At 65.9% G+C, this 21,367-nt stretch carries 22 protein-coding genes; 12 read left to right on the top strand and 10 right to left on the bottom strand.

All coding sequences use genetic code 11. The features are described from left to right. Nucleotides 1–17 precede the first annotated feature (17 nt). The 3 genes from ABD727_RS08900 (at nucleotide 18) to ABD727_RS08890 (ending at nucleotide 1,838) form a co-directional block, all read left to right on the top strand. On the top strand, nucleotides 18–434 hold the full coding sequence (locus ABD727_RS08900) for an MbcA/ParS/Xre antitoxin family protein (protein ID WP_344707048.1): 417 nt from the start codon (nucleotides 18–20) through the stop codon (nucleotides 432–434). A gap of 120 nt (nucleotides 435–554) precedes the next feature. Further along, nucleotides 555–1,271: an RES family NAD+ phosphorylase gene (locus ABD727_RS08895; RefSeq protein WP_344707047.1), complete on the top strand. Its 717-nt coding sequence runs from the start codon at nucleotides 555–557 to the stop codon at nucleotides 1,269–1,271. 54 nt (nucleotides 1,272–1,325) lie between these two features. After that, a complete protein-coding gene (locus ABD727_RS08890; RefSeq protein WP_344707046.1) occupies nucleotides 1,326–1,838 on the top strand; it encodes a hypothetical protein in 513 nt (170 codons plus the stop codon). Nucleotides 1,839–2,182: 344 nt separating this feature from the next. Here ABD727_RS08890 and ABD727_RS08885 read toward each other — a convergent pair whose 3' ends face one another. The 5 genes from ABD727_RS08885 to ABD727_RS08865 form a co-directional block, all read right to left on the bottom strand. After that, entirely contained in the window at nucleotides 2,183–3,361 is a 1,179-nt protein-coding gene (locus ABD727_RS08885; protein WP_344707045.1) for an ATP-binding protein, read from the bottom strand. 34 nt (nucleotides 3,362–3,395) lie between these two features. Beyond that, nucleotides 3,396–5,438 carry an RNA polymerase sigma factor RpoD gene (rpoD, locus tag ABD727_RS08880; RefSeq protein WP_344707044.1) on the bottom strand — a complete coding sequence of 681 codons (2,043 nt, stop codon included), beginning with the start codon at nucleotides 5,436–5,438 and terminating at the stop codon, nucleotides 3,396–3,398. Nucleotides 5,439–5,453: 15 nt separating this feature from the next. Next, complete coding sequence (dnaG, locus tag ABD727_RS08875) at nucleotides 5,454–7,310, bottom strand: DNA primase (protein ID WP_344707043.1); 1,857 nt, start codon at nucleotides 7,308–7,310, stop codon at nucleotides 5,454–5,456. 29 nt (nucleotides 7,311–7,339) lie between these two features. Next, nucleotides 7,340–7,693 carry a GIY-YIG nuclease family protein gene (locus ABD727_RS08870; RefSeq protein ID WP_344707042.1) on the bottom strand — a complete coding sequence of 118 codons (354 nt, stop codon included), beginning with the start codon at nucleotides 7,691–7,693 and terminating at the stop codon, nucleotides 7,340–7,342. A 205-nt stretch (nucleotides 7,694–7,898) separates the two neighbouring features. Further along, nucleotides 7,899–8,354 (bottom strand): GatB/YqeY domain-containing protein, encoded by a 456-nt coding sequence (locus tag ABD727_RS08865; RefSeq protein ID WP_344707041.1) that lies wholly within the window; start codon nucleotides 8,352–8,354, stop codon nucleotides 7,899–7,901. A gap of 144 nt (nucleotides 8,355–8,498) precedes the next feature. Between ABD727_RS08865 and carA the strand changes: the two genes are divergently transcribed. The 4 genes from carA to ABD727_RS08845 all read left to right on the top strand — a co-directional run bounded on the left by carA (nucleotide 8,499) and on the right by ABD727_RS08845 (nucleotide 14,273). Further along, nucleotides 8,499–9,746: a glutamine-hydrolyzing carbamoyl-phosphate synthase small subunit gene (gene carA / locus ABD727_RS08860; RefSeq protein WP_425566781.1), complete on the top strand. Its 1,248-nt coding sequence runs from the start codon at nucleotides 8,499–8,501 to the stop codon at nucleotides 9,744–9,746. Further along, complete coding sequence (gene carB, locus ABD727_RS08855; RefSeq protein WP_344707039.1) at nucleotides 9,746–13,090, top strand: carbamoyl-phosphate synthase large subunit; 3,345 nt, start codon at nucleotides 9,746–9,748, stop codon at nucleotides 13,088–13,090. Before carA ends, carB begins: the two co-directional genes overlap by 1 nt. Before the next feature lie 81 nt (nucleotides 13,091–13,171). Next, nucleotides 13,172–13,645: a transcription elongation factor GreA gene (greA, locus tag ABD727_RS08850; protein WP_344707038.1), complete on the top strand. Its 474-nt coding sequence runs from the start codon at nucleotides 13,172–13,174 to the stop codon at nucleotides 13,643–13,645. Between the two features lie 10 nt (nucleotides 13,646–13,655). Then, the gene (locus ABD727_RS08845; protein ID WP_344707037.1) at nucleotides 13,656–14,273 is read left to right on the top strand and encodes a rhomboid family intramembrane serine protease; all 618 of its coding nucleotides are present in this window, start codon (nucleotides 13,656–13,658) and stop codon (nucleotides 14,271–14,273) included. Between the two features lie 3 nt (nucleotides 14,274–14,276). Here the strand turns inward: ABD727_RS08845 and ABD727_RS08840 are convergent, their stop codons facing one another. The 5 genes from ABD727_RS08840 to ABD727_RS08820 form a co-directional block, all read right to left on the bottom strand. Beyond that, a complete protein-coding gene (locus ABD727_RS08840) occupies nucleotides 14,277–14,489 on the bottom strand; it encodes a DUF4170 domain-containing protein (protein WP_344707036.1) in 213 nt (70 codons plus the stop codon). Between the two features lie 131 nt (nucleotides 14,490–14,620). Then, on the bottom strand, nucleotides 14,621–14,947 hold the full coding sequence (locus ABD727_RS08835; protein WP_344707034.1) for a hypothetical protein: 327 nt from the start codon (nucleotides 14,945–14,947) through the stop codon (nucleotides 14,621–14,623). After that, nucleotides 14,940–15,299 (bottom strand): hypothetical protein, encoded by a 360-nt coding sequence (locus tag ABD727_RS08830; protein ID WP_344707033.1) that lies wholly within the window; start codon nucleotides 15,297–15,299, stop codon nucleotides 14,940–14,942. The genes ABD727_RS08835 and ABD727_RS08830 overlap by 8 nt, the downstream gene beginning before the upstream one ends. Continuing rightward, the gene (locus ABD727_RS08825) at nucleotides 15,296–15,649 is read right to left on the bottom strand and encodes a phage holin family protein (protein WP_344707032.1); all 354 of its coding nucleotides are present in this window, start codon (nucleotides 15,647–15,649) and stop codon (nucleotides 15,296–15,298) included. Before ABD727_RS08825 ends, ABD727_RS08830 begins: the two co-directional genes overlap by 4 nt. Before the next feature lie 4 nt (nucleotides 15,650–15,653). Continuing rightward, nucleotides 15,654–16,355 (bottom strand): hypothetical protein, encoded by a 702-nt coding sequence (locus ABD727_RS08820; RefSeq protein ID WP_344707031.1) that lies wholly within the window; start codon nucleotides 16,353–16,355, stop codon nucleotides 15,654–15,656. Between the two features lie 162 nt (nucleotides 16,356–16,517). Between ABD727_RS08820 and eno the strand changes: the two genes are divergently transcribed. From eno to ABD727_RS08795, 5 genes are all read left to right on the top strand, one after another. Next, a complete protein-coding gene (gene eno, locus ABD727_RS08815) occupies nucleotides 16,518–17,804 on the top strand; it encodes a phosphopyruvate hydratase (protein WP_344707030.1) in 1,287 nt (428 codons plus the stop codon). A gap of 142 nt (nucleotides 17,805–17,946) precedes the next feature. Next, nucleotides 17,947–18,207: an FtsB family cell division protein gene (locus ABD727_RS08810; RefSeq protein WP_344707029.1), complete on the top strand. Its 261-nt coding sequence runs from the start codon at nucleotides 17,947–17,949 to the stop codon at nucleotides 18,205–18,207. A gap of 82 nt (nucleotides 18,208–18,289) precedes the next feature. Further along, complete coding sequence (gene pdhA / locus ABD727_RS08805) at nucleotides 18,290–19,339, top strand: pyruvate dehydrogenase (acetyl-transferring) E1 component subunit alpha (RefSeq protein WP_425566780.1); 1,050 nt, start codon at nucleotides 18,290–18,292, stop codon at nucleotides 19,337–19,339. After that, nucleotides 19,339–19,920 carry a hypothetical protein gene (locus ABD727_RS08800; protein WP_344707028.1) on the top strand — a complete coding sequence of 194 codons (582 nt, stop codon included), beginning with the start codon at nucleotides 19,339–19,341 and terminating at the stop codon, nucleotides 19,918–19,920. The genes pdhA and ABD727_RS08800 overlap by 1 nt, the downstream gene beginning before the upstream one ends. A 2-nt stretch (nucleotides 19,921–19,922) precedes the next feature. Next, nucleotides 19,923–21,347: a pyruvate dehydrogenase complex E1 component subunit beta gene (locus ABD727_RS08795; protein WP_344707026.1), complete on the top strand. Its 1,425-nt coding sequence runs from the start codon at nucleotides 19,923–19,925 to the stop codon at nucleotides 21,345–21,347. Nucleotides 21,348–21,367 lie beyond the last annotated feature (20 nt).

The following is a 21,367-nucleotide window of genomic DNA, read 5'->3' as shown; positions in this document are numbered from 1 at the left end:
TACCTAGATTGTTCCGCATGGCCCTCTCCCTCGTTCCCGCGGGCGCCGAGCCCGAGCCGCCCCGAAGCGCCGCGATCAGCGAGGCCGAGGGGCAGGCGGCGTTCCGCGCGGTGCGGACCCTGTTCGAGCGCTGGGGGGTGACCGACGCGCAAGGCGCGGTCCTGCTCGACGCGCCGCTGCGCACCTACCGCCGGTGGAAGGCCGACGCTCCGCCGCGGATGGGGCGGGACCTCAAGGCCCGGCTCGGCAATTTGCTCGGCATCCACAAGGCGCTTCGGATCCTCTTCACCGATCCCGCACGCGGCTATGCGTGGGTGAGGGCGCCCAATGCCGCGTTCGCGGGCGCGAGCGCGCTCGAGGTAATGCTCGGCGGCGAGCTCACCGACCTGATGCGGGTGCGGCGCTATCTCGATGCGGAGCGGGGCGGGTGGTGATGGCCATCGTCACGCACTGGCGTGCGCGCCGGGGTGGGCTCGCCAAACCGACTCGCTTTCCCGTTCGTGCTGAGCGAAGTCGAAGCACGCCCTTCGACTTCGCTCAGGGCGAACGACACGGTGAGTAGTCACAAGACCGTCCTCGTCGACTGGCCCGAGGCGCGGCGGATCATCCGGAGCAGCTTTCCGCCGATCGACCTGTTCGAGGACATCGCCGATCCGGCCGACTGGCCGTTGCTGCTCGCCGCCGAGGCCAAGACCAACCCGCGGCTGGCGCTAAGCGTCGGCGCGCTCGACCTGGTGCCGCCCGAGCGGCGGGTGAGCGGGCCGGGCGCGAGCCTCGTCATGGCGCCCTTCACCCATGTCAGCCGCGACCGCCCGAGCCGGTGGAGCGACGGCAGCTATGGCGTGCTCTACGTCGCCGACAGTTTCGGGACCGCGCTCGCCGAGACGATCCACCACTTCGCCCGCTTCATGCGCGCGACCGACCAGCCGCCCGGCTGGACCAGCCAGTTCCGCGAGCTGGTGGTGCCGGTGAAGGTCCGCGCCGAGCGGGTGGGGAAGGGGGAGACGGCGCTGCTCGATCCGCGGGACTATGCGGCCGCGCAAGCCCACGGCGCGGCGCGGCGGGCGGCGGGGACGGAGGCGCTGCTGTGGCCGAGCGTGCGGGCGAAAGGCGGCGAGTGCCTCGCGCTCTTCTGGCCGGACCTCTGCGGGCCGCCCGTCCAGGCGCGGCACCTCGACTATCATTGGGACGGGGCGCGGGTGGACCGGGTGCGCGATGCGGGGACGCGGGAGGAGTGGGCGGTCGGCGAGGGAGCGGCGGGGCCTGCTTGACGGAGCGGCCGCGCGGCTTCTTGATGGCGCGGGCTGCGAAGGGGGGACGACATGATGCGGCGATCGACAAGCGGGCTGCTGGCGCTGGGCGTCATGGTCGCGACGGGGGCCGAGGCCTGCCCGCGGACCAGCGAGGCGGCGTTCAACTCGGTCCTGCAAAACGAGATTCTGATCAAGAAGCGCGAGGGCCCGCTGACGATCCTCGCGATCGAGCCCAGGGACCTCCAGATGATCGGCGAGCCGGTCCACGGGATCGAGATGGTGGTCGACATCAAGCGCCCGCGCGCCACAAGGGTGAAGGAGATGCGCTTCTTCTTCCATGGCCAGCTCGACGAATATGACTTCCGCTTCGTCAAGCAGTTCGCCGAGGGGCGGGCGGCTTGCTACGACCGGACGATGGGTCAGGGCGGCGACGGCTTCTGCCGCTATCGCGTGCCCCTTCACACGGAGAAGGTCGGCGGCCTCATCGGCGCCGACATACGCCGCGCCGGCGATCACCTCGACGGGCAGAAGCGGCACCTCGCGGCGGGCGATGTGGCGGTGCGGTGCTTCTATCGGTTCGAGTGAGGGTTGAGAGCGGAGGCGCTACTGTCACCGAGCCTCGTAGTCGCGCGGTAAGTGGCGTCTTTCGGGACTAGTCAAGTAGGTGCAGGAACGGCAGCGCATAGCCTGCGCTGCTCATATTTGCGCGTCCGAGCCGCACGCTGCAGCCTGTCAGCCGCGCCCTAGCAAAGATCCGGGTAATTGAAGTCCACTGCTTTGGTCAGAACGCAAAGCGTATAGTCACAAGCAGAAAATCTAACTCAAATGGGCGAGATAATGCTCAATCAGCCAGCCCTTCGGAGTAATCGTTATGATTTTTCTCCGGCCATCGGAATCATCTTGAGAGCTGACAATGAGTCCTTGTACCTCTAGTGATTTGATGTGCGGTCGAATGCCATCGACGTTTCAAAGCCAAATTGAGCATGATCGCTGGGCGAGAAAATGCCGTCGAGTTCGACCGCCGTCCTGAAAACTTTGAACGCTCTTGGGCGCACTTCGCTAGCGATAGAACGATAAGCAGCTTCGCACCTGTCGTTGAGCCAAGTTGTAAAATGCGCTCGCTTTTCTTCTTCGGTACGCGGCAACGCTCTATCAGCGATCCACTGGCAATAGTTGTCAGCATCGCCCAGAACATCCCTGAGATTTCCTCTGAGGATATTATAAAGTCTGTCGAAATCCTCAACCAGAAGCGGCATGTACGGTGAAGTCTGAGGGAGTGCAAAAGCCCGCACACGGCTCTCTATGATCTGAGGTGCGATATCGGGAGTTAACGCCTGAATCTCCACTGGAGCGTGGAGGCGACCAGCCAATCGCTTGGATGAGGCGACTCCGAAGAATATACCAGATGCTCCGCAGAGAACCCACTTCAGACCGGGGACATTGAAAAGTGTATCGCGGAATGTTTCGATGATAGTGCGAGCGCGCTCTGATGTCTGCAAGAGTTCGAGATTGTCAATTACACAGATGATGCCTTCAGACGCTTCGTCAACGAACAAGTCTTTGAGCCAAGAGCGGATAAGTTGCCTGAATCCACTTCGGTCGAACCCAGTAGAAGAATTATTTTCACCTGACGATGAAAAATTAAATCCGAATGCGCCAGCCTCTAAGGATGAGATCTGAGGAGCATTCAGCCACTTATTGATTCGATCTAGAGTCGGGACATTCAGGTTACGATCGGTGCCTCCAATAATAGCTGCTCGCTGAATAAGTGTTTGAGCAACCTCTCGGTAGACGTGATCGATGAACTCTTCAGCGATGGTATCAGGAGTAAGTTGAAAAATCTCGCTGCAAGGAATGATGAAGCTGCCTTCACCATTGTTGATGTAATCCCTGAAGAGCTGGAAAGCTGCGACGTTTACAACGCTAGTCTTTCCGATGCCGATCTCACCTTCAACGGTGACAATTCTTGGACCGTTTTGAATCCGTCGCTTGATCTTTGCAAGTTCGTCGGCCCGACCAACGAGGAGTCGCTCACCTAATGCATCAGCGGGTAGTGATTTAGTCTGAAAAGGAGGCTGCGAAAAACCCCAATCGCGATAAAAAACCACTTAGTCCCCCCAAGCAAGCTCATATATTTGAGAATTACTGATCCAAGAAGCTCCGCATCTTCCGGCTCCGCGACGGGTGCTTGAGCTTCCGCAGCGCCTTGGCTTCGATCTGGCGGATGCGTTCGCGGGTGACGCTGAACTGCTGGCCGACTTCCTCGAGGGTGTGGTCGGTGTTCATGCCGATGCCGAAGCGCATGCGGAGGACTCGCTCCTCACGCGGCGTCAGGCTCGCGAGGACGCGGGTGACCGTTTCCTTGAGGTTGGCCTGGATCGCGGCGTCGACCGGGATGACCGCATTCTTGTCCTCGATGAAGTCGCCGAGGTGGCTGTCTTCCTCGTCGCCGATTGGGGTCTCGAGGCTGATCGGCTCCTTGGCGATCTTCATCACCTTGCGGACCTTCTCCAGGGGCATGGAGAGGCGCTCGGCCAGTTCTTCCGGGGTCGGCTCGCGGCCGGTCTCGTGGAGGAACTGGCGGCTGGTGCGGACGAGCTTGTTGATCGTCTCGATCATGTGGACCGGGATCCGGATGGTCCGCGCCTGGTCGGCGATCGAGCGGGTGATCGCCTGGCGGATCCACCAGGTCGCGTAGGTCGAGAACTTGTAGCCGCGGCGATACTCGAACTTGTCGACCGCCTTCATCAGGCCGATGTTGCCTTCCTGGATGAGGTCCAGGAACTGCAGCCCGCGGTTGGTGTATTTCTTGGCGATCGAGATGACGAGGCGGAGGTTGGCCTCGACCATTTCCTTCTTGGCGATGCGCGCTTCGCGCTCGGCCTTCTGGACCTGGTTGACGATCCGCCGGAACTCGCTGAGCGCCATTCCGGTGCCCTGGGCGATCTCGCCGATCTCGGTACGGATGCGGTCGACGCTGTCCTTCTCGGCCGCGGCGAAGGCGGCGAACTTCTTGTCGATGGTCGCGACGCGGTCGAGCCAGCCGTCGTCGAGCTCATGGCCCATGTAGCTGTCGAGGAAGGCCTTGCGCGGCACGCGGTGGCGCTCGGCAAGGCGCAGCATCTGGCCGCCGAGCGCAGTCAGGCGCCGGTTGTAGCTGTAGAGCTGCTCGACCAGATACTCGATCTTGGCGTTGTGGAACTGCATGCTCTCGACCTCGGCCGTGAGCTGCTCGCGAAGCTTCTGATAGTCCTTCTCCTTGGCGGGGGAGAAGGGCGTGCCGGCGGCCATGCAGGCAAGGCGCGCGTCCTGGAGCTTGGCGAACTTCTTGTAATGGTCGGTGATGGCGGCGAACCGCTCGAGCGCTTGCGGCTTGAGCGTCTCTTCCATCTGGGCGAGGCTGAGGGTGTTGTCCTCTTCCTCTTCCTCGGCGGGCTTGGGCGCGCGATTCTCGCGCAGCTCGTCCTCGTCGTCGCCGTCGGCAGGGGCCGATTCGGGCTCTTCCTCTTCCTTGAGGGTCGGGCCGGCGGCCGCGGCGGTGACTTCGCCGTCGCCGTCCTCGTCATTCTCGGCGGCGTTGAGCTGTTCGGCGCTGGGGCCCTTCGACAGCATCGCCTCGAGATCGAGAATCTCGCGCAGCTGCATCCGGCCCTCGTTCAGGGCGGTCGACCATTCGATGATCGCGTTAAAGGTGATCGGGCTTTCGCACAGCCCCCAGATCATCGTGTCGCGGCCGGCTTCGATGCGCTTGGCGATCGCGATCTCGCCCTCGCGGGAGAGGAGTTCGACCGCGCCCATCTCGCGCAGGTACATGCGGACGGGATCGTCGGTGCGATCGACCGTCTCCTTCTTGACCGCCGCCGCGGGGCGCGGGCCGCCGTCGTCGAGCGGATCGACCTCGTCGTCGCTGGCCGATTCGGAGTCGGACTGCTCCTCCTCGTCGTCGGCGCTGTCATCCTTCTCGACGATCTGGACGCCCATGTCGTTGAGCGCGGACATGACGTCCTCGATCTGCTCGGACGACATCTGGTCCTGAGGCAACGCCTCGTTCAATTCGTCGATGGTGATGGTGCCGCGCTTCTTGGCGCGCGCAATCAGCTTTTTGACTGATGCATCGTTGAGATCAATGAGGGGGGCGTCGCCGCCGTCCTGATCGTCGGTGTCCTGGGTTTCGACTTTGGCCATGGTTGGTCGCTGCGCTTAATCGCTGGAAGTCAAATCTACCAGCTTTCTGTTAAGGTCATGGAGAGTGAGCTGAAGACGTAACCGTTCCGTCACAGCTTCCTCCCTTTCGAGTACTTCTGCTTCCATCGCCCCGAGCGCCGCCGCGATCTCCCGCTTGGCACCCAATAGTTCGATCACGAGCTTGAGGTCGGCCCGGCCGCGCGCCGGATCGGTCTCGCTGCGGTTGAAGGAGAAGATCACGTTCGTCCCGCGCTGCACCTCGAGGAGGAGCGAGGCGGTCCGCTCGTCTGCCAAGATGGGTTGGAGCGCCTGCGAGTCAAGGGCGTCGTGGAGGGCGGCGTCGAGCAGCCTCTGCTTGAGCGCCTCGGCCGACGGGTCGGCAAAGGGCAGGGCGGCGAGGAGGTCGAACTCCTCGGCGATGAGGTCGGGGTAGGCGGCGAGCCCGGCGGCGATGGCGCGCGCCTCCTGCGGGCCGACGCTTTCTCGGCCGATCTGGCGAGTCGCGTCCTCGAGCGGCTTCTCAGGCGGGACGAAGCCCTTGCCGCGGACCCAGGAACCGCGGCGCTGGGGCGACTGGCCAGGAGAGCGCGGCTCGAACGCCGGGCGTTCGCGGCGATTGAGGGCGAAGAAGCGATCCATCCACTCGTCGCGATAGAGCTGCGAGAGGCTGCGGTCGGCGATCGCCGCGGCATGGTCGAGGAGCCGCTGCTTCAGGCCGGCGCGCTGCTCGGGGGTGGCGAGGGGCGTGGAGTCGACCTCGTGGCGCCAGAGCCGGTCGACCAAAGGCTCGGGCCGGCCTAGCAGCGCCTCGACCGCCTCGCGCCCGCCCGAAGTCACCAGATCGTCGGGGTCCTGCCCCTCGGGCAGGGTGACGAAGGAAAGGGTCCGCTCCGGACCAAGCATCGGAAGCGCGCGGGTGGCGGCGCGGATCGCGGCCTTGGACCCGGCCTTGTCGCCGTCGAAGCAGAGGATGGGCGAGGGATCGAGCCGCCAGAGCAGCTCCAGCTGGCGCTCGGTCAGCGCGGTGCCGTTGGGCGCGACAACCTCGGCGATCCCGGCGCGGTCGAGGCCGATCACGTCCATATAGCCCTCGACCACGATCAGCCGCCGAGCCTGGCGCGAGGCCGGGCCGGCGCGGTCGATCGCGTAGAGGGACGAGCCCTTGTCGAAGAGTACGGTCTCGGGCGAGTTGAGATATTTGGGCTCGCCAGCGCCGAGGATCCGCCCGCCAAAGCCGATCACGCGCCCGCGCTGGTCACGGATCGGGATCATCAGCCGTCCGCGGAACCGGTCGTAGGGCTCCTTCTTCGGCTCGTCCTCGATGCTGATGAGGAGGCCGCACTCGACGAGCCTGGCGTCGCCGTGGCGCTCCAGCGCCTTGCGCAGCCCGTTTCGGCGGTCGGGGGCGAAGCCGATGCCGAAGCGCTTGATCGCGCCCGCGCCGATGCCGCGTTTCTGGCAATAGGCGCGCGCCTCGGCGCCATCGATCCCGTCCAGTTGCTCGGCGAACCAGGCCTGCGCGTCGGCCATGACGTCGTGGAGGGTCGCCTGGCGCTTGGCCCGTTCCTGGCTTCGCGGGTCGGCGGCGGGCACCTCGAGGTTGGCGGCGGAGGCAAGCTCCTTGACCGCGTCCATGAAGGGCAGGCCGAGATGGTCGGTGAGAAAGCGGATCGCGTCGCCGTGCGCCGAGCATCCGAAGCAATGGTAGAAATGCTTCTCGTCGTTGACGGTGAAGCTCGGCGTCTTCTCGTTGTGGAACGGGCAGCAGGCCTTCCACTCGCGCCCGGCACGGGTGAGCTTGACGTGCGGCGCGATGACGCTGCTGAGCGTGGTGCGGGCGCGCAGTTCGTCGAGGAAGGCGGGGGTCAGCATGGGGGTGCGATAACGTCCTTCGACTTCGCTCAGGACGAACGAAAATTCGCGATTATCTTACACGGTTCGTTCGTGCTGAGCGAAGTCGAAGCACGTTCGCTCGGCGGCTTCGATAGCCATTTGATTGCGGCCCAGTCACCGATGATCAGCGCTTCCTTCTTGGCGCGGGTCCAGCCCTTGATGCGGCGCTCGAACGCGAGAGCTTCCTCGCGACTCCCGGTGGCCTCGGACCACAGCAGTCGAACGGGCCTCCGCTTTTGCGTGTAGCCCTCGTGAATGCCGTTCTGGTGCTCGTGCAAGCGCTTCTCGAGATTATCGGTGTGACCGACGTAATAAGAGCCGTCGGCGCAGCCCAAAAGATAGACCCAGAAGTGCAGTTGCATGTGGAGGCGTTCGCGCCTGCGCCCTTCGACTTCGCTCAGGGCGAACGATGGTGAGGGTTGAACGGAAGCGCAAGCGCCCTTCGACTTCGCTCAGGGCGAACGAGGATGGGACGAGCCGGCAAGCGCTCCTTGACTTCGCTCCGGACGAGCAAAACTGGTTAGGGCACTTATCTCGTTCGTGCTGAGCGAAGTCGAAGCACGCTTGTCAGGAACTCAACGCCCCCTTGACCAGCCCGCTCGCCCGGGCCGGTTCGATGCTCGTTCCCAGCCGCTCCTTCACCGTGGCCATGACACGGCCCATGTCCTTCATGCTTGAAGCGCCGAGCTCGGCGACGATCTCGCGGACCTTGGCCGAAGCTTCCTCGTCGGACAGCTGGGCGGGGAGGAAGCGTTCGATGACGGCGATCTCGCTTTCCTCCTGGGCGGCGAGTTCCTCGCGGTTGCCCTGGCGGTACATGGTGACCGATTCGCGCCGCTGCTTGATCATCTTCTGGAGGACCTCGGTCACCAGCGCGTCGTCGTCAGCCGGCGCGGCGGCGGTGCGAAGCTCGATGTCGCGGTTCTTGATCGCGCTCTGGATCAGGCGGATGGTGCTGGTGGAGGCCTTGTCCCCGCCCTTCATGGCGGTGACGAGCGCGGTCTTGATGGTGTCTCGGATCATGGAGGCGCGCATAATCCATATGCAGCGCGGTTGACCATCCCGCGAGAGTCTTCGAAGCGCGCAGTTGACCAGCACCGCGCAAGGCCGTAGCGGCGGCGGCTTAGCGACATCGCCGGTTTTCACTCTCACGGAGCCCTCCATCCGATGGCCAGTCCTGCGCCCACGCCCATGCCGAAGGGAGCCACCGGCGCCCTCGTCTTCGCCGATGGACGGGTGGTCTGGGGACAGGGCTTCGGGGCCGAGGGGGCGGAGGTGGCCGAGCTGTGCTTCCACACCGCCATGACCGGCTACCAGGAGGTGATGACCGACCCGTCGTTTGCACGGCAGCTCGTCTGCTTCACCTTCCCGCACATCGGCAACGTCGGGGCGAACGATGAGGACGTCGAGGCCGACGATCCGCATGCGGTGGGCTCGATCGTGCGCGAGGCGGTGACGGGGCCAAGCAACTTCCGGTCGAGGAGCGACTTTCCGGCCTGGATGGCGAAGCACGGGCGGATCGGGCTGTCGGGAGTCGATACGCGGGCGCTGACGAAGCTCATCCGCCGGGAGGGGCCGCCGACGGTGGTCATCGCCCATTCGGCCGCTGGCGAATTCGATGTGCCGGCGCTGGTCGAGATGGCTCGTGCATGGCCGGGGCTCGAGGGGATGGACCTGGCGAAGGAAGTGTCCTGCGAGCAGCTTCGGGTGTGGTCGGGCGGCAAGTGGACGATCGAGCTGGGCTATGCGGGGGAGGAGCGCGAGCGTGCTTCGACTTCGCTCAGCACGAACGAGAATGGGAACGGTTCGTTCGCCCTGAGCGAAGTCGAAGGGCAGGGGACCAGGCCCCACGTCGTCGCGATCGACTATGGTGCCAAGCGCAACATCTTCCGCAACCTGGTCGAAGCCGGGGCGCGGGTGACGATCCTTCCGGCGACCGCCACCTTCGAGGAAGTGATGGCGCACGAGCCCGACGGCTTCTTCCTCTCGAACGGGCCGGGCGATCCGGCGGCGACGGGGGACTATGCCATTCCGGTGATCCGCAGCATGCTGGAGACGGGCAAGCCGCTGTTCGGCATCTGCCTCGGCCACCAGCTTCTCGCGCTCGCGGTGGGGGGCAGGACGAGCAAGATGTTCCAGGGCCATCGCGGCGCCAACCATCCGGTCAAGCGGCTGGCCGACGGGGCGGTCGAGATCACCAGCATGAACCACGGCTTCGCGGTCGAGCGCGAGGGACTGCCGAACAACGTGCGCGAAACGCATGTGTCGCTGTTCGACGGGTCGAATTGCGGGATCGAGCTGGCGGACCGGCCCGCGTTCAGCGTGCAATATCACCCCGAGGCGAGCCCGGGGCCGCAGGACAGTTTCTATCTGTTCGAGCGGTTCATGGGGATGATCAAGGAAGCCAGGAAGTAATGCCCCGCCGTACCGACATCTCCTCCATCCTCATCATCGGCGCTGGCCCGATCGTCATCGGGCAGGCGGCGGAGTTCGATTATTCGGGCAGCCAGGCGGTCAAGGCGCTGAGGGCCGAGGGTTATCGCGTCATCGTCATCAATTCTAACCCGGCGACGATCATGACCGATCCCGAGCTCGCCGACGCGACTTATATCGAGCCGATCACGCCCGAGGTGGTGGCGCGGATCATCGAGGCGGAGAAGCCCGACGCCCTGCTTCCAACGATGGGCGGGCAGACCGCGCTCAACACCGCGCTGGCGCTCTACAAGGACGGGACGCTCGACCGGCTGGGGGTCGAGCTGATCGGGGCCAATGCCGAGGCGATCGAGAAGGCCGAGGACCGGCAGAAATTCCGCGACGCGATGGACGCGATCGGGCTCGAGAGCCCCAAGTCGGCGGTGATCCACACGGTCGAGGAAGCGCTCGGCGTGCTCGACACGATTGGGCTTCCGGTCGTGATCCGGCCAAGCTTCACGCTGGGCGGGACGGGCGGGGGGATCGCCTACAATCGCGACGAATATCTCCACTTCGTCCGCACCGGGCTCGAGGCCTCGCCGACGACCGAGGTGCTGATCGACGAGAGCCTGGTCGGGTGGAAGGAATATGAGATGGAGGTGGTCCGCGACCGCGCGGACAATGCCATCATCATCTGCTCGATCGAGAATGTCGACCCGATGGGGGTGCATACGGGGGATTCGATTACCGTCGCCCCGGCGCTGACGCTGACCGACAAGGAATATCAGCGGATGCGTTCGGCGAGCATCGCCGTGCTTCGCGAGATCGGGGTCGAGACGGGCGGCTCCAATGTCCAGTTCGCGGTCGATCCCAAGACCGGGCGGATGATCGTCATCGAGATGAACCCGCGCGTGTCGCGGTCCTCGGCGCTGGCGTCCAAGGCGACCGGCTTCCCGATCGCCAAGGTCGCTGCCAAGCTGGCGGTGGGATACACGCTCGACGAGATCGCCAACGACATCACCGGCGGGGCGACCCCCGCGTCGTTCGAGCCGACGATCGACTATGTCGTGACCAAAATCCCGCGCTTCACCTTCGAGAAGTTCGCGGGCTCGCCGGCCGAGTTGTCGACCGCGATGAAGTCAGTCGGCGAGGTGATGGCGATCGGGCGTAGTTTTGCGGAGTCGCTGCAGAAGGCGCTTCGCGGGCTCGAGATCGGGCTGTGCGGCCTGGACCGGGTACGGCATCTCGAGACGGCGAGCGTCGAGGAAGTGGAGACCGCGCTGGCGGTCTCGACCCCCGACCGGCTGCTGGTCGCGGCCGAGGCGCTCCGCCACGGGATCAGCGTCGCGCGCATCCACGAGATCGCCGGCTTCGACCCCTGGTTCCTCGAGCGGCTGGCCGAGATCGTCCGGGCCGAGGGCCAGGTGCGGGCCTTCGGGCTGCCCAACGATTCGGCCGAGATGCGGCGCCTGAAGGCGATGGGCTTCTCGGACAGCCGGCTCGCGCAGCTCAGCCTTCGCTCCACGGGCATGAACCGCGAAATGAGCGAGATGCAGGCGCGCGGCGGCGGAATCGTCCACGCAGCGATGCGCGCGATGACCGGCGGCGTGACCGAGGCGGAGGTGCGCAAGCATCGGCTGAAGCTCGGCGTGCGGCCGATCTACAAAAGGATCGACAGCTGCGCGGCCGAGTTCGACGCCTCGACGCCCTATCTCTATTCGACCTATGAAGCGCCGCTGTTCGGCGAGCCGGAAGACGAGGCGGAAATCAGCGATCGCCGCAAGGTGGTGATCCTCGGCGGCGGGCCGAACCGGATCGGGCAGGGGATCGAGTTCGACTATTGCTGCTGCCACGCGAGCTTCGCGCTGGGTCGCGACGGTGCGGGCTATGAGACGATCATGGTCAACTGCAATCCGGAGACGGTCTCGACCGATCCGGACACCAGCGACCGGCTCTATTTCGAGCCGCTGACGCACGAGGACGTGCTCGAGATCGTCACCCGCGAAAGCGAGAAGGGCGAGCTTGCGGGTGTGATCGTGCAATTGGGCGGGCAGACCCCGCTCAAGCTCGCCGAGGGACTGCAGGCGGCGGGGATCCCGATCCTTGGTACCAGTCCCGACAGCATCGATCTTGCCGAAGACCGCGAGCGGTTCGCGGCGCTGGTCGCCCGGCTCGACCTCCGCCAGCCCGAGAACGGGATCGCGCGGAGCCGGGAGGAGGCGCTCAAGGTCGCCGAGCGAATCGGCTATCCGGTGCTTCTTCGGCCGAGCTACGTGCTCGGCGGGCGGGCGATGGAGATCGTCGACGGTCCGGCGCAGCTAGAACATTATATCGCGACCGCTGTGCAGGTGTCGGGATCGAGCCCGGTGCTGGTCGATCGTTACCTGCGCGACGCGACCGAGGTCGATGTCGACGCGATCTGCGACGGGACCGACGTGGTGGTCGCGGGCGTGCTCGAGCATATCGAGGAAGCTGGCGTCCATTCGGGCGACAGCGCCTGCTCGATCCCGCCGCACAGCCTTCCCGCCGACATCATCGCCGAGATCGAGCGGCAGACCCGGGCGCTCGCGCTCGAGCTCAAGGTCAAGGGCCTGATGAACGTCCAATATGCGGTGAAGGACGGCGCGGTGTACCTCATCGAGGTCAATCCGCGCGCGAGCCGGACGGTGCCCTTCACCGCCAAGGCGATCGGCGTGCCGGTGGCCAAGATCGCGGCGCGGGTGATGGCGGGCGAGATGCTCGCCGACCTGCCGCCGATCGACCGGGCGATCGCCCATGTCGCGGTCAAGGAGAGCGTCTTCCCCTTCGCCCGCTTCCCCGGCACCGACCCGGTGCTCGGCCCCGAGATGAAGTCGACCGGCGAGGTGATGGGCATCGCCGACGACTTCGAGATGGCCTTCGCCAAGAGCCAGATCGGTGCGGGCACCGTGATGCCGCAGGGCGGGACCCTGTTCGTGTCGGTCAAGGACAGCGACAAGGAGGCGATCGTCCCGGCGGTCGAGGCCATGCTCGAATTGGGCTTCGACGTGATCGCGACCGGCGGCACCCACGACCATCTCGCCGCGCGCGGGCTCAAGGTCGCCAAGGTCAACAAGGTCGCACAGGGGCGGCCGCACGTGGTCGACCGGATCGTCGACGGCGACGTCAGCCTGATCTTCAACACGACGGAAGGCTGGCAGAGCCTCAAGGACAGCCAGTCGATCCGCGCGACTGCGCTCAACCGCAAGGTGCCTTACGTCACCACGGTCGCGGCGAGCATCGCCATGGCGCGTGCCTGCCGGGCCGCTCGGGGCCGTTCGCTTGAAGTCCGGTCCCTGCAGTCCTATTATTCCGCCCGCGCAATCTAAGGGTTTCCCCAACAAGCTGGCATGCACGACGCGGCCCGACCGCGCAGGGAAGCTATTGAGAAGAGAGAAGGACCGGGGACGATGGCGAGTGAAAAGGTGCCGATGCTGGCCGAAGGCTATCGGAGCCTCGAGGACGAACTGAAGCGCCTCAAGGCCGAGCGCCCGCAGATCGTCGACGCGATCGAGGAAGCGCGCGCCCACGGCGATCTCTCCGAAAACGCCGAATATCATGCCGCCAAGGAGCGGCAGGGTCAGGTCGAGGCGCAGATCGGCGACATCGAGGACCGGCTGGCGCGCGCGCTGGTGATCGATCCGACGACCCTGTCGGGCGACAAGGTGGTGTTCGGGGCGACGGTCAATCTCGTCGACGAGGACGACAAGAAGGTCCGCTACCAGCTCGTCGGCCAGCAGGAAGCCGACGCCAAGGTCGGTCGGATCAGCTACAATTCGCCGCTCGGCCGGGCCCTGATCGGGCGCCAGGTCGGCGACGAGGTCGAAGTGACGACGCCGAGCGGCGATCGCTACTACGAGATTGCGGGGATCGAGTTCATTTGAACCTAGCCCGGTGAAGCTTCCCTCGACCGCCACCATCTGGCTGCTGATCGTCACCGCGGTGGTCAGCATCCTCGCCGGCTTCAGCGACGCGGCAATCGGCGCGATGGCCTTCGTCCCGGCGCGGGTCAGCGGGCTGTTGGCGATTCCGGGCGCAGTGCCGGCGGTGCTCACCCCGCTCAGTGCGACGCTGATCCACGGCGGGCTGCTCCACCTCGGCTTCAACATGCTGATGCTTGCCTGGTGCGGGCTGGCGGTGGAGCGGATTCTCGGCCGCGCGGGAACGCTGACCATCTATGCCGTCAGCGCCTACGCGGCGATGCTTGCGCAGTGGCTTGCCGACCCGCAGGGGGTCGCTCCGGTGATCGGCGCGAGCGGTGCGATCAGCGGGCTGATCGGAGCCTATGCGCTGAGCTTCGGGCGGGCGCGGCGGATCAGCGACAATCCGCGGACCAACCGCTGGATCAATATTGTCTGGCTGGCGATCAGCTGGGCGGTGCTGCAGGTGATGGTCGGCTGGGTCGCCGGCCAGCAGGGACTGCTGCTTGCAACCCCGGCACACGTCGGCGGCTTCCTGGCCGGTCTGCTGATGCAGCGGCCGCTACTGTTGTGGCGCTACCGCAAGGCCTGACGTCTAGGCGTCCGGCTCGAGCAGCCGGTGAAGGTGGACGACGACATATTTCATCTCGGCATCGTCGACGGTGCGCTGGGCATTGGCGCGCCAGGCATCCTCCGCCTCGGCGTAATTGTCGAACAGGCCGACGATGTGGACATTCGGTAGATCGGTGAATTCGAGGCCCTGCGGGTCGTTGACCCGTCCGCCGAACACGAGGTGGAGCTTGCTCATGCGCGCGCCGGTAGCATGAGGCGGCATCACAAAAAACCCTCCCGCATGCGCGGGAGGGTCTGTTGCGAAGCGGGTCCGTGCGAGGACAGGCCCGCTCTTGGCCCCTCCCGCGAACGGGAGGGGAGACGGATTCAGGCGTTCGAGCTGGTCGAGCCGAGGAACTCGCGCACCTTGTCGCCGGCCATCTCGTCGAACTTCTGCTTGGCCATGCCGCGACCGCGATCGAGCGCCCCGGTGCCGGCATCGTTGAGCTTCGTTCCGAGCGGTCCCAGAAGCTCGCGCTCCTTGTCGCTGGCGGGAAGCACCGCGCCGAGCACCGCACCGAGCGCAAGGCCGGCACCGAGCGCGATCAGCGGGCTGTTGTCGATCTGACCCGAGGCGCTGCTGCCAAGGTCGGAGAAGCGGCCGCCGGTGGAGCCGGCGTCGGCATTGCTGTCGTAGGTGTCGTTCTTAGCCATCGAGATTCTCCATTCGGTCCGCGGTCGTGCGCGAGCCCTTGTTGCTGTCATTCGAAAGGTCGTCCGAGCCGCCGAACAGGCCGCGCACGGCCGCGAACAGCGGACGACGGGCGATGTAGAGGGCGGCGGCGGTGGCCACCCCGGCGGCGAGGCCGGGGCGTTCCTTGACCGCCGTCACGGCGTCATCGGCGACCACGATGCTCTTGTCCTTGGCGGACTGGACGGCGTCGGAGGCGAGCTTGCCCGGGGCGAGCCTGGCCTTCGCTTCCTCGACCGTTCCCATCAGCCGGGCCTTGGCCTGGTCGGCCTCGCCCCGGGCCCGAGCGATGCGGACCTTCGCCGCGCCGCTCACTGGGCATCCTCCATTCCCGATTTTGCCTTGCTGTAGGCGAGCGAGCCGAGAAGCCCGGACACCGCGAGGCAGATCACGAGGGTCACGACGCCGGCCAGAGTGTCGCTCATCAGCGACGCGAGCCCGACGAAGATGGTCGCGATCAGAACCAGGAAGGCGGCATGGGCGAACAGCAATGCGCCAAGACCCAGCAGGAGCGGGGTCTTGATCGCGCTGGCCTTCTCGGTGCCGAGGGTCTTGTAATAAGCCACCTCGGCCCGGGCATAGGCCTTGCCGTCCTCGACCAGGCGTTGGACGAGATCACCGATCCCCTCCGCTTCGCCGGTCGTCGTCTCGGTCCGCTTCAGCATTGGCTCACCGGGTGGAACCGGTCCGGTCGCTCTGACGGTCACGGGTTCCATTGCTGCCCTCCTGCGGGATACCGGCCTTCAAGAGGCGAACGAGGCCGAAGCCGAGGATTGCGGCGCCCGTGATCGCCACCGCTGGGCTCTTGCGGATGATCGCGCGGGCGTCGTCCACCAGTTCGTCGGGATTCTTGTTCTCGAGCGTGGTGGCGTAGCGCTGGATCGACTGGCTCGCCGAGCGGGCATAGTCGCCATATTGCGGGCCGAGCTTCTCGCCGATCTGGTCGACGGTCTCCTCGATGATCCCGGCAATGCTGCCGAGCGTGGTCGAGCCGCTCTTGAGGCCTTCGCCGACGAATCCGCGAGCGCGATTGGCAGCCTCGTCGCGGGCCTTGGTGGTGACGTTCCCGACCATGCCGCGGATGCCGCCGCTCGACCCGTCGCTACCCGACGAACCGCTGCTGCCCGACGATCCGGCCGAACCGCTGCTGCCCGAAGAGCCGGCCGAGCCGCTGCTGCCCGAGGAGCCGGTCGAGCCGGTGATGAGCGCGTCGGTCTGGCTGTCGCCCGAAGGGGTGGTGGTGCGTCCGCCAGTGGAACTGGTCGTCGTGGAAGGGCTGTGGCCCTGGCTGGTGGTGCTGGTCCGGCCCATGCCGCCGCCTTCGATCACCGTGTCGGTGCCCTCAGGCAAACCACTCTTGTTGTCGGCCATGTGTCGGCTCTCCTCTTCTACGCTGGAGTTGGATTCAGTGCCGACAACGACAGAGCACTGCACGCCGTTCCGGCCTATCGCCGCGCTTCAGGTTGTGCCTGCCGCGGCCCGCCGATACAGGCGTCCAGCGTAACAAAAGCCGCGCCGGAGTGCCACTTCATCATGACCGCCATCATCGACATCCACGCCCGCCAGATCCTCGACAGCCGCGGCAACCCGACGGTCGAGGTGGATGTAACGCTGGAAGACGGCAGCATGGGCCGCGCGGCGGTGCCCTCGGGCGCCTCGACCGGAGCGCACGAAGCGGTCGAGCTTCGCGACGGTGACAAGAGCCGCTGGGGCGGCAAGGGCGTCAGCAAGGCGATCGAGGCGGTCAATGGCGAGATCGCCGAGGCGCTGGTCGGCTTCGAGGCCGAGGACCAGAGCGAGATCGACGGCGAACTGATCCACCTCGACGGGACCGAGAACAAGGGTCGGCTCGGCGCCAATGCCATCCTCGGCGTGAGCCTGGCGGTGGCCAAGGCGGCGGCGGACGCGCGCGGGCTGCCGCTTTATCGCTACGTCGGGGGAGTTTCGGCCGACCTGCTGCCGGTGCCGATGATGAACATCCTCAACGGCGGCGCCCATGCCGACAATCCGATCGACTTCCAGGAATTCATGATCATGCCGGTCGGCGCCGACAGCTTCGAGGAAGCGCTGCGCTGCGGGACCGAGATCTTCCATGCGCTGAAGGGCAAGCTCCTCTCGGCGGGCCTCGCCACCGCGGTCGGCGACGAGGGCGGGTTCGCGCCCGACATCGCCTCGGCCCGGGCGGCGCTCGACTTCATCGGGGAGGCGGTGAACGCCGCGGGCTACAGCCTCGGCGAGGACGTGCTGCTGGCGCTCGACTGCGCCGCCACCGAATATTTCAAGAACGGCCGCTACGAGATGACGGGCGAGAAGCTCAGCCTGACGCCCGAGGAGAATGCCCGCTTCCTCGCCGACCTCGCCCGCGATTATCCGATCGCTTCGATCGAGGACGGGATGAGCGAGGACGACATGGGCGGCTGGGCCGCGCTGACCGAAGCGCTCGGCGATCGTTGCCAGCTAGTCGGCGACGACCTGTTCGTCACCAACGAGACCCGGCTGGCGCAGGGGATCGAGGACGGCATCGCCAACTCGATCCTGGTCAAGGTCAACCAGATCGGGACGCTCACCGAGACGATCGCGGCGGTCCGGCTGGCGCAGTCGAACGGCTATACGGCGGTGATGAGCCACCGATCGGGCGAAACCGAGGACTCGACCATCGCCGACCTCGCGGTTGCGCTCGGCTGCGGACAGATCAAGACCGGCAGCCTCGCGCGCTCGGACCGGACGGCGAAGTACAACCAGCTGCTCCGCATCGAGGAGGAGCTCGGAATGGTGTCGCGCTACCCCGGAAGGGCCGCGATCAAGGCCTATCGCGGCTGACACCCGCGGGTTTGTCGCTTTTTTGTTGCGCGGGCGCGACGAACCCCTTGCGCCCGCGAGTCAAAACTGATTCTGTCCCCATATGGGAAGGGGAGCAGTCAGTCAGGCACGAAGCTTGATCCGCAGGGCGGTATGGCCTGCGGTGTCGCTGCTCATCATCGGGACCTTTGCGGGCCATGCGGTGGCCGGCCCCAACGGGCTGCTCGCATGGGGCGGCTACCATCGCGACCTCACCTCCAAGCGCACCGACCTCGCCCGGCTCGAGGCCGAGCGCGAGGCGCTGAAGCACCGCTCGGCGCTGCTCGATCCGCGCAAGGCCGACCCGGACATGGCCGACGAGCTGGTCCGCCGCGATCTCGGACTTGTCCGACCCGACGAAGTGATCGTTCCGCTCGAGGACTAGGCACATGGCGATGCGCGGGACGGTTGCCCATCGCCCGGCCTCGCTCCTATAGAGCCGCCAACCATTTCAAAGAGGTTTGCCTGTGGCGCGTTCGCCCAAGACGGCGGCTCCGGCCGTTCCCTTGACCCCCAACCGGGAGCGTCCGGCCCAGCCGCAGCGCTACCAGGCGAGCAAGGAAGAGTTGCTCGACTTCTACAAGCAGATGTTGCTGATCCGCCGCTTCGAGGAGCGCGCGGGCCAGCTTTACGGCCTCGGCTTCATCGGCGGCTTCTGCCACCTCTACATCGGCCAGGAAGCGGTCGCGGTCGGGCTGCAGAGCGCGATGACGGTCGGCAAGGACAGCGTCATCACCGGCTATCGCGACCATGGCCACATGCTCGCCTACGGGATCGACCCCAAGGTCATCATGGCCGAGCTGACCGGACGCGCCGCGGGCATCTCCAAGGGCAAGGGCGGCTCGATGCACATGTTCTCGGTCGAGCATGGCTTTTACGGCGGGCACGGGATCGTCGGCGCGCAGGTGTCGCTCGGCACCGGCCTGGCGCTCAAGCACAAGTATAGCGAGGACGGCGGGGTCAACCTCGCTTACTTCGGCGACGGCGCGGCCAACCAGGGCCAGGTCTACGAGAGCTTCAACATGGCGAAGCTGTGGGACCTGCCGGTCATCTACGCGATCGAGAACAACCATTATGCGATGGGCACCAGCGTCGAGCGGTCGGCGTCCGAGCCCGACTTCTACAAGCGCGGCGAGAGCTTCCAGATCCCCGGCATCCAGGTCGACGGGATGGACGTGCTCGCGGTACGCGGCGCTGCGCAAGTGGCGCTCGAGTGGACCCGCTCGGGCAAGGGGCCGATCATCCTCGAGCTCAAGACCTATCGCTACCGCGGCCACTCGATGAGCGACCCGGCCAAGTACCGCACCCGCGAGGAGGTGCAGAGCTACCGCGAGAACCAGGACCCGATCCAGCGCGCCGAGAAGGAGCTGGTCGCGATGGGCGTTGCCGAGGAAGAGCTGAAGGCGATCGACAAGGAGATCAAGGACATCGTGGTCGAGGCTGCCAAGTTCGCGGAAGAGGCGCCCGAGCCCGAGGCGGGCGAGCTCTACACCGACGTGCTGGTGGAGCGCTATTGATGCTCGCCTTGTCCCTGGCGTCGGTGCTGGCGGCGAGCCAGCCTGCGGATCTGTCGGTCGCGCTCCGTCCCTGCGAGTCCGAGACCAGCTTCGAGGCCGCAACGGCCTGCATGGTGGAGAAGCTTGGAGACGAGGGCGTCGCGGCGCTTCGCACCGACCGCGACTACGATCCTTCGGTCTACCGTGCGGTTGGACTGACCTTCCGTCTGCAGGATGCTCGCTCGCCGGTGGCCGCAAGCATGGCGGCGAAAGGCTATTATAACGCCGACATTGCGCCGGCAGTATTGATCACGATGGCCCAGGCACGGACCCGCGGTGATGGTAGGCTGAACGACCAGCCCGATCTTCGCCGGATGATCGCGATGGTTAACGAGGAGCAGGTCGCGAAGCGCAAGGCGTGGCCGCCGGCAAGCGCCGGCCGAAGGGTCGATCTGTCCCGCTGTCCGGTGACACCCGCACGCACTGCGCCGGGGGCGGTTTGCGTCGACAGTCCGGAACATGGCCTCTCCATCCTGACGCCGCTTGCCGCAATTCCTGGCTGGCTCGCTGCCGATTCCTCATCGAACAAGAAGGCTGATTGAAGATGGGCGTCGAACTGAAGATGCCGGCGCTGTCGCCCACCATGGAAGAGGGCACGCTGGCCAAGTGGCTGGTCAAGGAAGGCGACACCGTGTCGAGCGGCGACATCCTTGCCGAGATCGAAACCGACAAGGCGACGATGGAATTCGAGGCGGTTGACGAAGGCGTCATCTCGAAGATCCTCGTTCCCGAGGGCACCGACGGGGTGAAGGTCGGGACTGCGATCGCGCTGATGGGCGGCGAAGGTGACGAGGCGGCCGAACCAGCTCCGGCGCCTGCCGCGGAGGCTTCGCCGCCGCCGGCTGTTGCGCCCGCGAACGCCGGGGCGACGACGCCCTCGGACCAGAAGACCGAGACCGATGCGCCGAAGCAGAAGGCCGAGACCGGTACGTCGCAGCTGACCACGGGTGCTGCCGCCGATCCCGAGGTGCCCGCGGGCACGGCGATGCAGAAGCTGACGCTTCGCGAGGCGCTGCGTGACGCGATGGCCGAGGAGATGCGCAAGGACGAGCGCGTCTTCGTGATGGGCGAGGAGGTCGCGCAGTATCAGGGTGCCTACAAGGTGACCCAGGGCCTGCTCGACGAGTTCGGGCCCAAGCGCGTGATCGACACGCCGATCACCGAATATGGCTTTGCCGGGCTCGGCACCGGCGCTGCGATGGGCGGTCTGAAGCCGATCGTCGAGTTCATGACCTTCAACTTCGCGATGCAGGCGATCGACCACATCATCAATTCGGCGGCCAAGACCAACTACATGTCGGGCGGCCAGATGCGCTGCCCGATCGTGTTCCGCGGTCCGAACGGCGCCGCCAGCCGGGTCGGCGCGCAGCACAGCCAGAACTACGCGCCCTGGTATGCGAGCGTCCCCGGGCTGATCGTGATCGCGCCCTATGACGCGGCCGACGCCAAGGGGCTGCTCAAGGCGGCGATCCGGAGCGAAGACCCGGTGGTCTTTCTCGAGAACGAGCTGCTTTACGGCCATTCGTTCGAGCTTCCGGCGGTCGACGACTGGGTTCTTCCGATCGGCAAGGCGCGCACCGTGCGCGAGGGCAAGGACGTGACCATCGTCAGCTACTCGATCGGGGTCGGGGTCGCGCTCGAGGCCGCGCAGACGCTGGCCGGCGAGGGGATCGACGCCGAGGTCATCGACCTTCGCACGCTCCGCCCGCTGGACAGGCAGGCGGTGCTCGAGAGCCTCAAGAAGACCAACCGGATGGTGGTGGTCGAGGAAGGCTGGCCGACCTGTTCGATCTCGAGCGAGATCATCGCCATCTGCATGGAAGAGGGTTTCGACGACCTCGATGCGCCGGTCATGCGGGTGACCGACGCCGACGTCCCGCTGCCTTATGCCGCCAACCTCGAGAAGATGGCGCTGATCAAGGCCGCAGACGTGGTCGAGGCGGTGAAGAAGGTGACGTACCGCGGATGATTGAAGGGGAGGGCGGACCC

It is taken from the genome of Sphingomonas swuensis (genome assembly GCF_039538045.1).
GTDB lineage: Bacteria > Pseudomonadota > Alphaproteobacteria > Sphingomonadales > Sphingomonadaceae > Sphingomicrobium > Sphingomicrobium swuense.
Note: the sequence above shows the minus strand (reverse complement) of the source record. Positions and strands in the feature narration are given on the sequence as shown.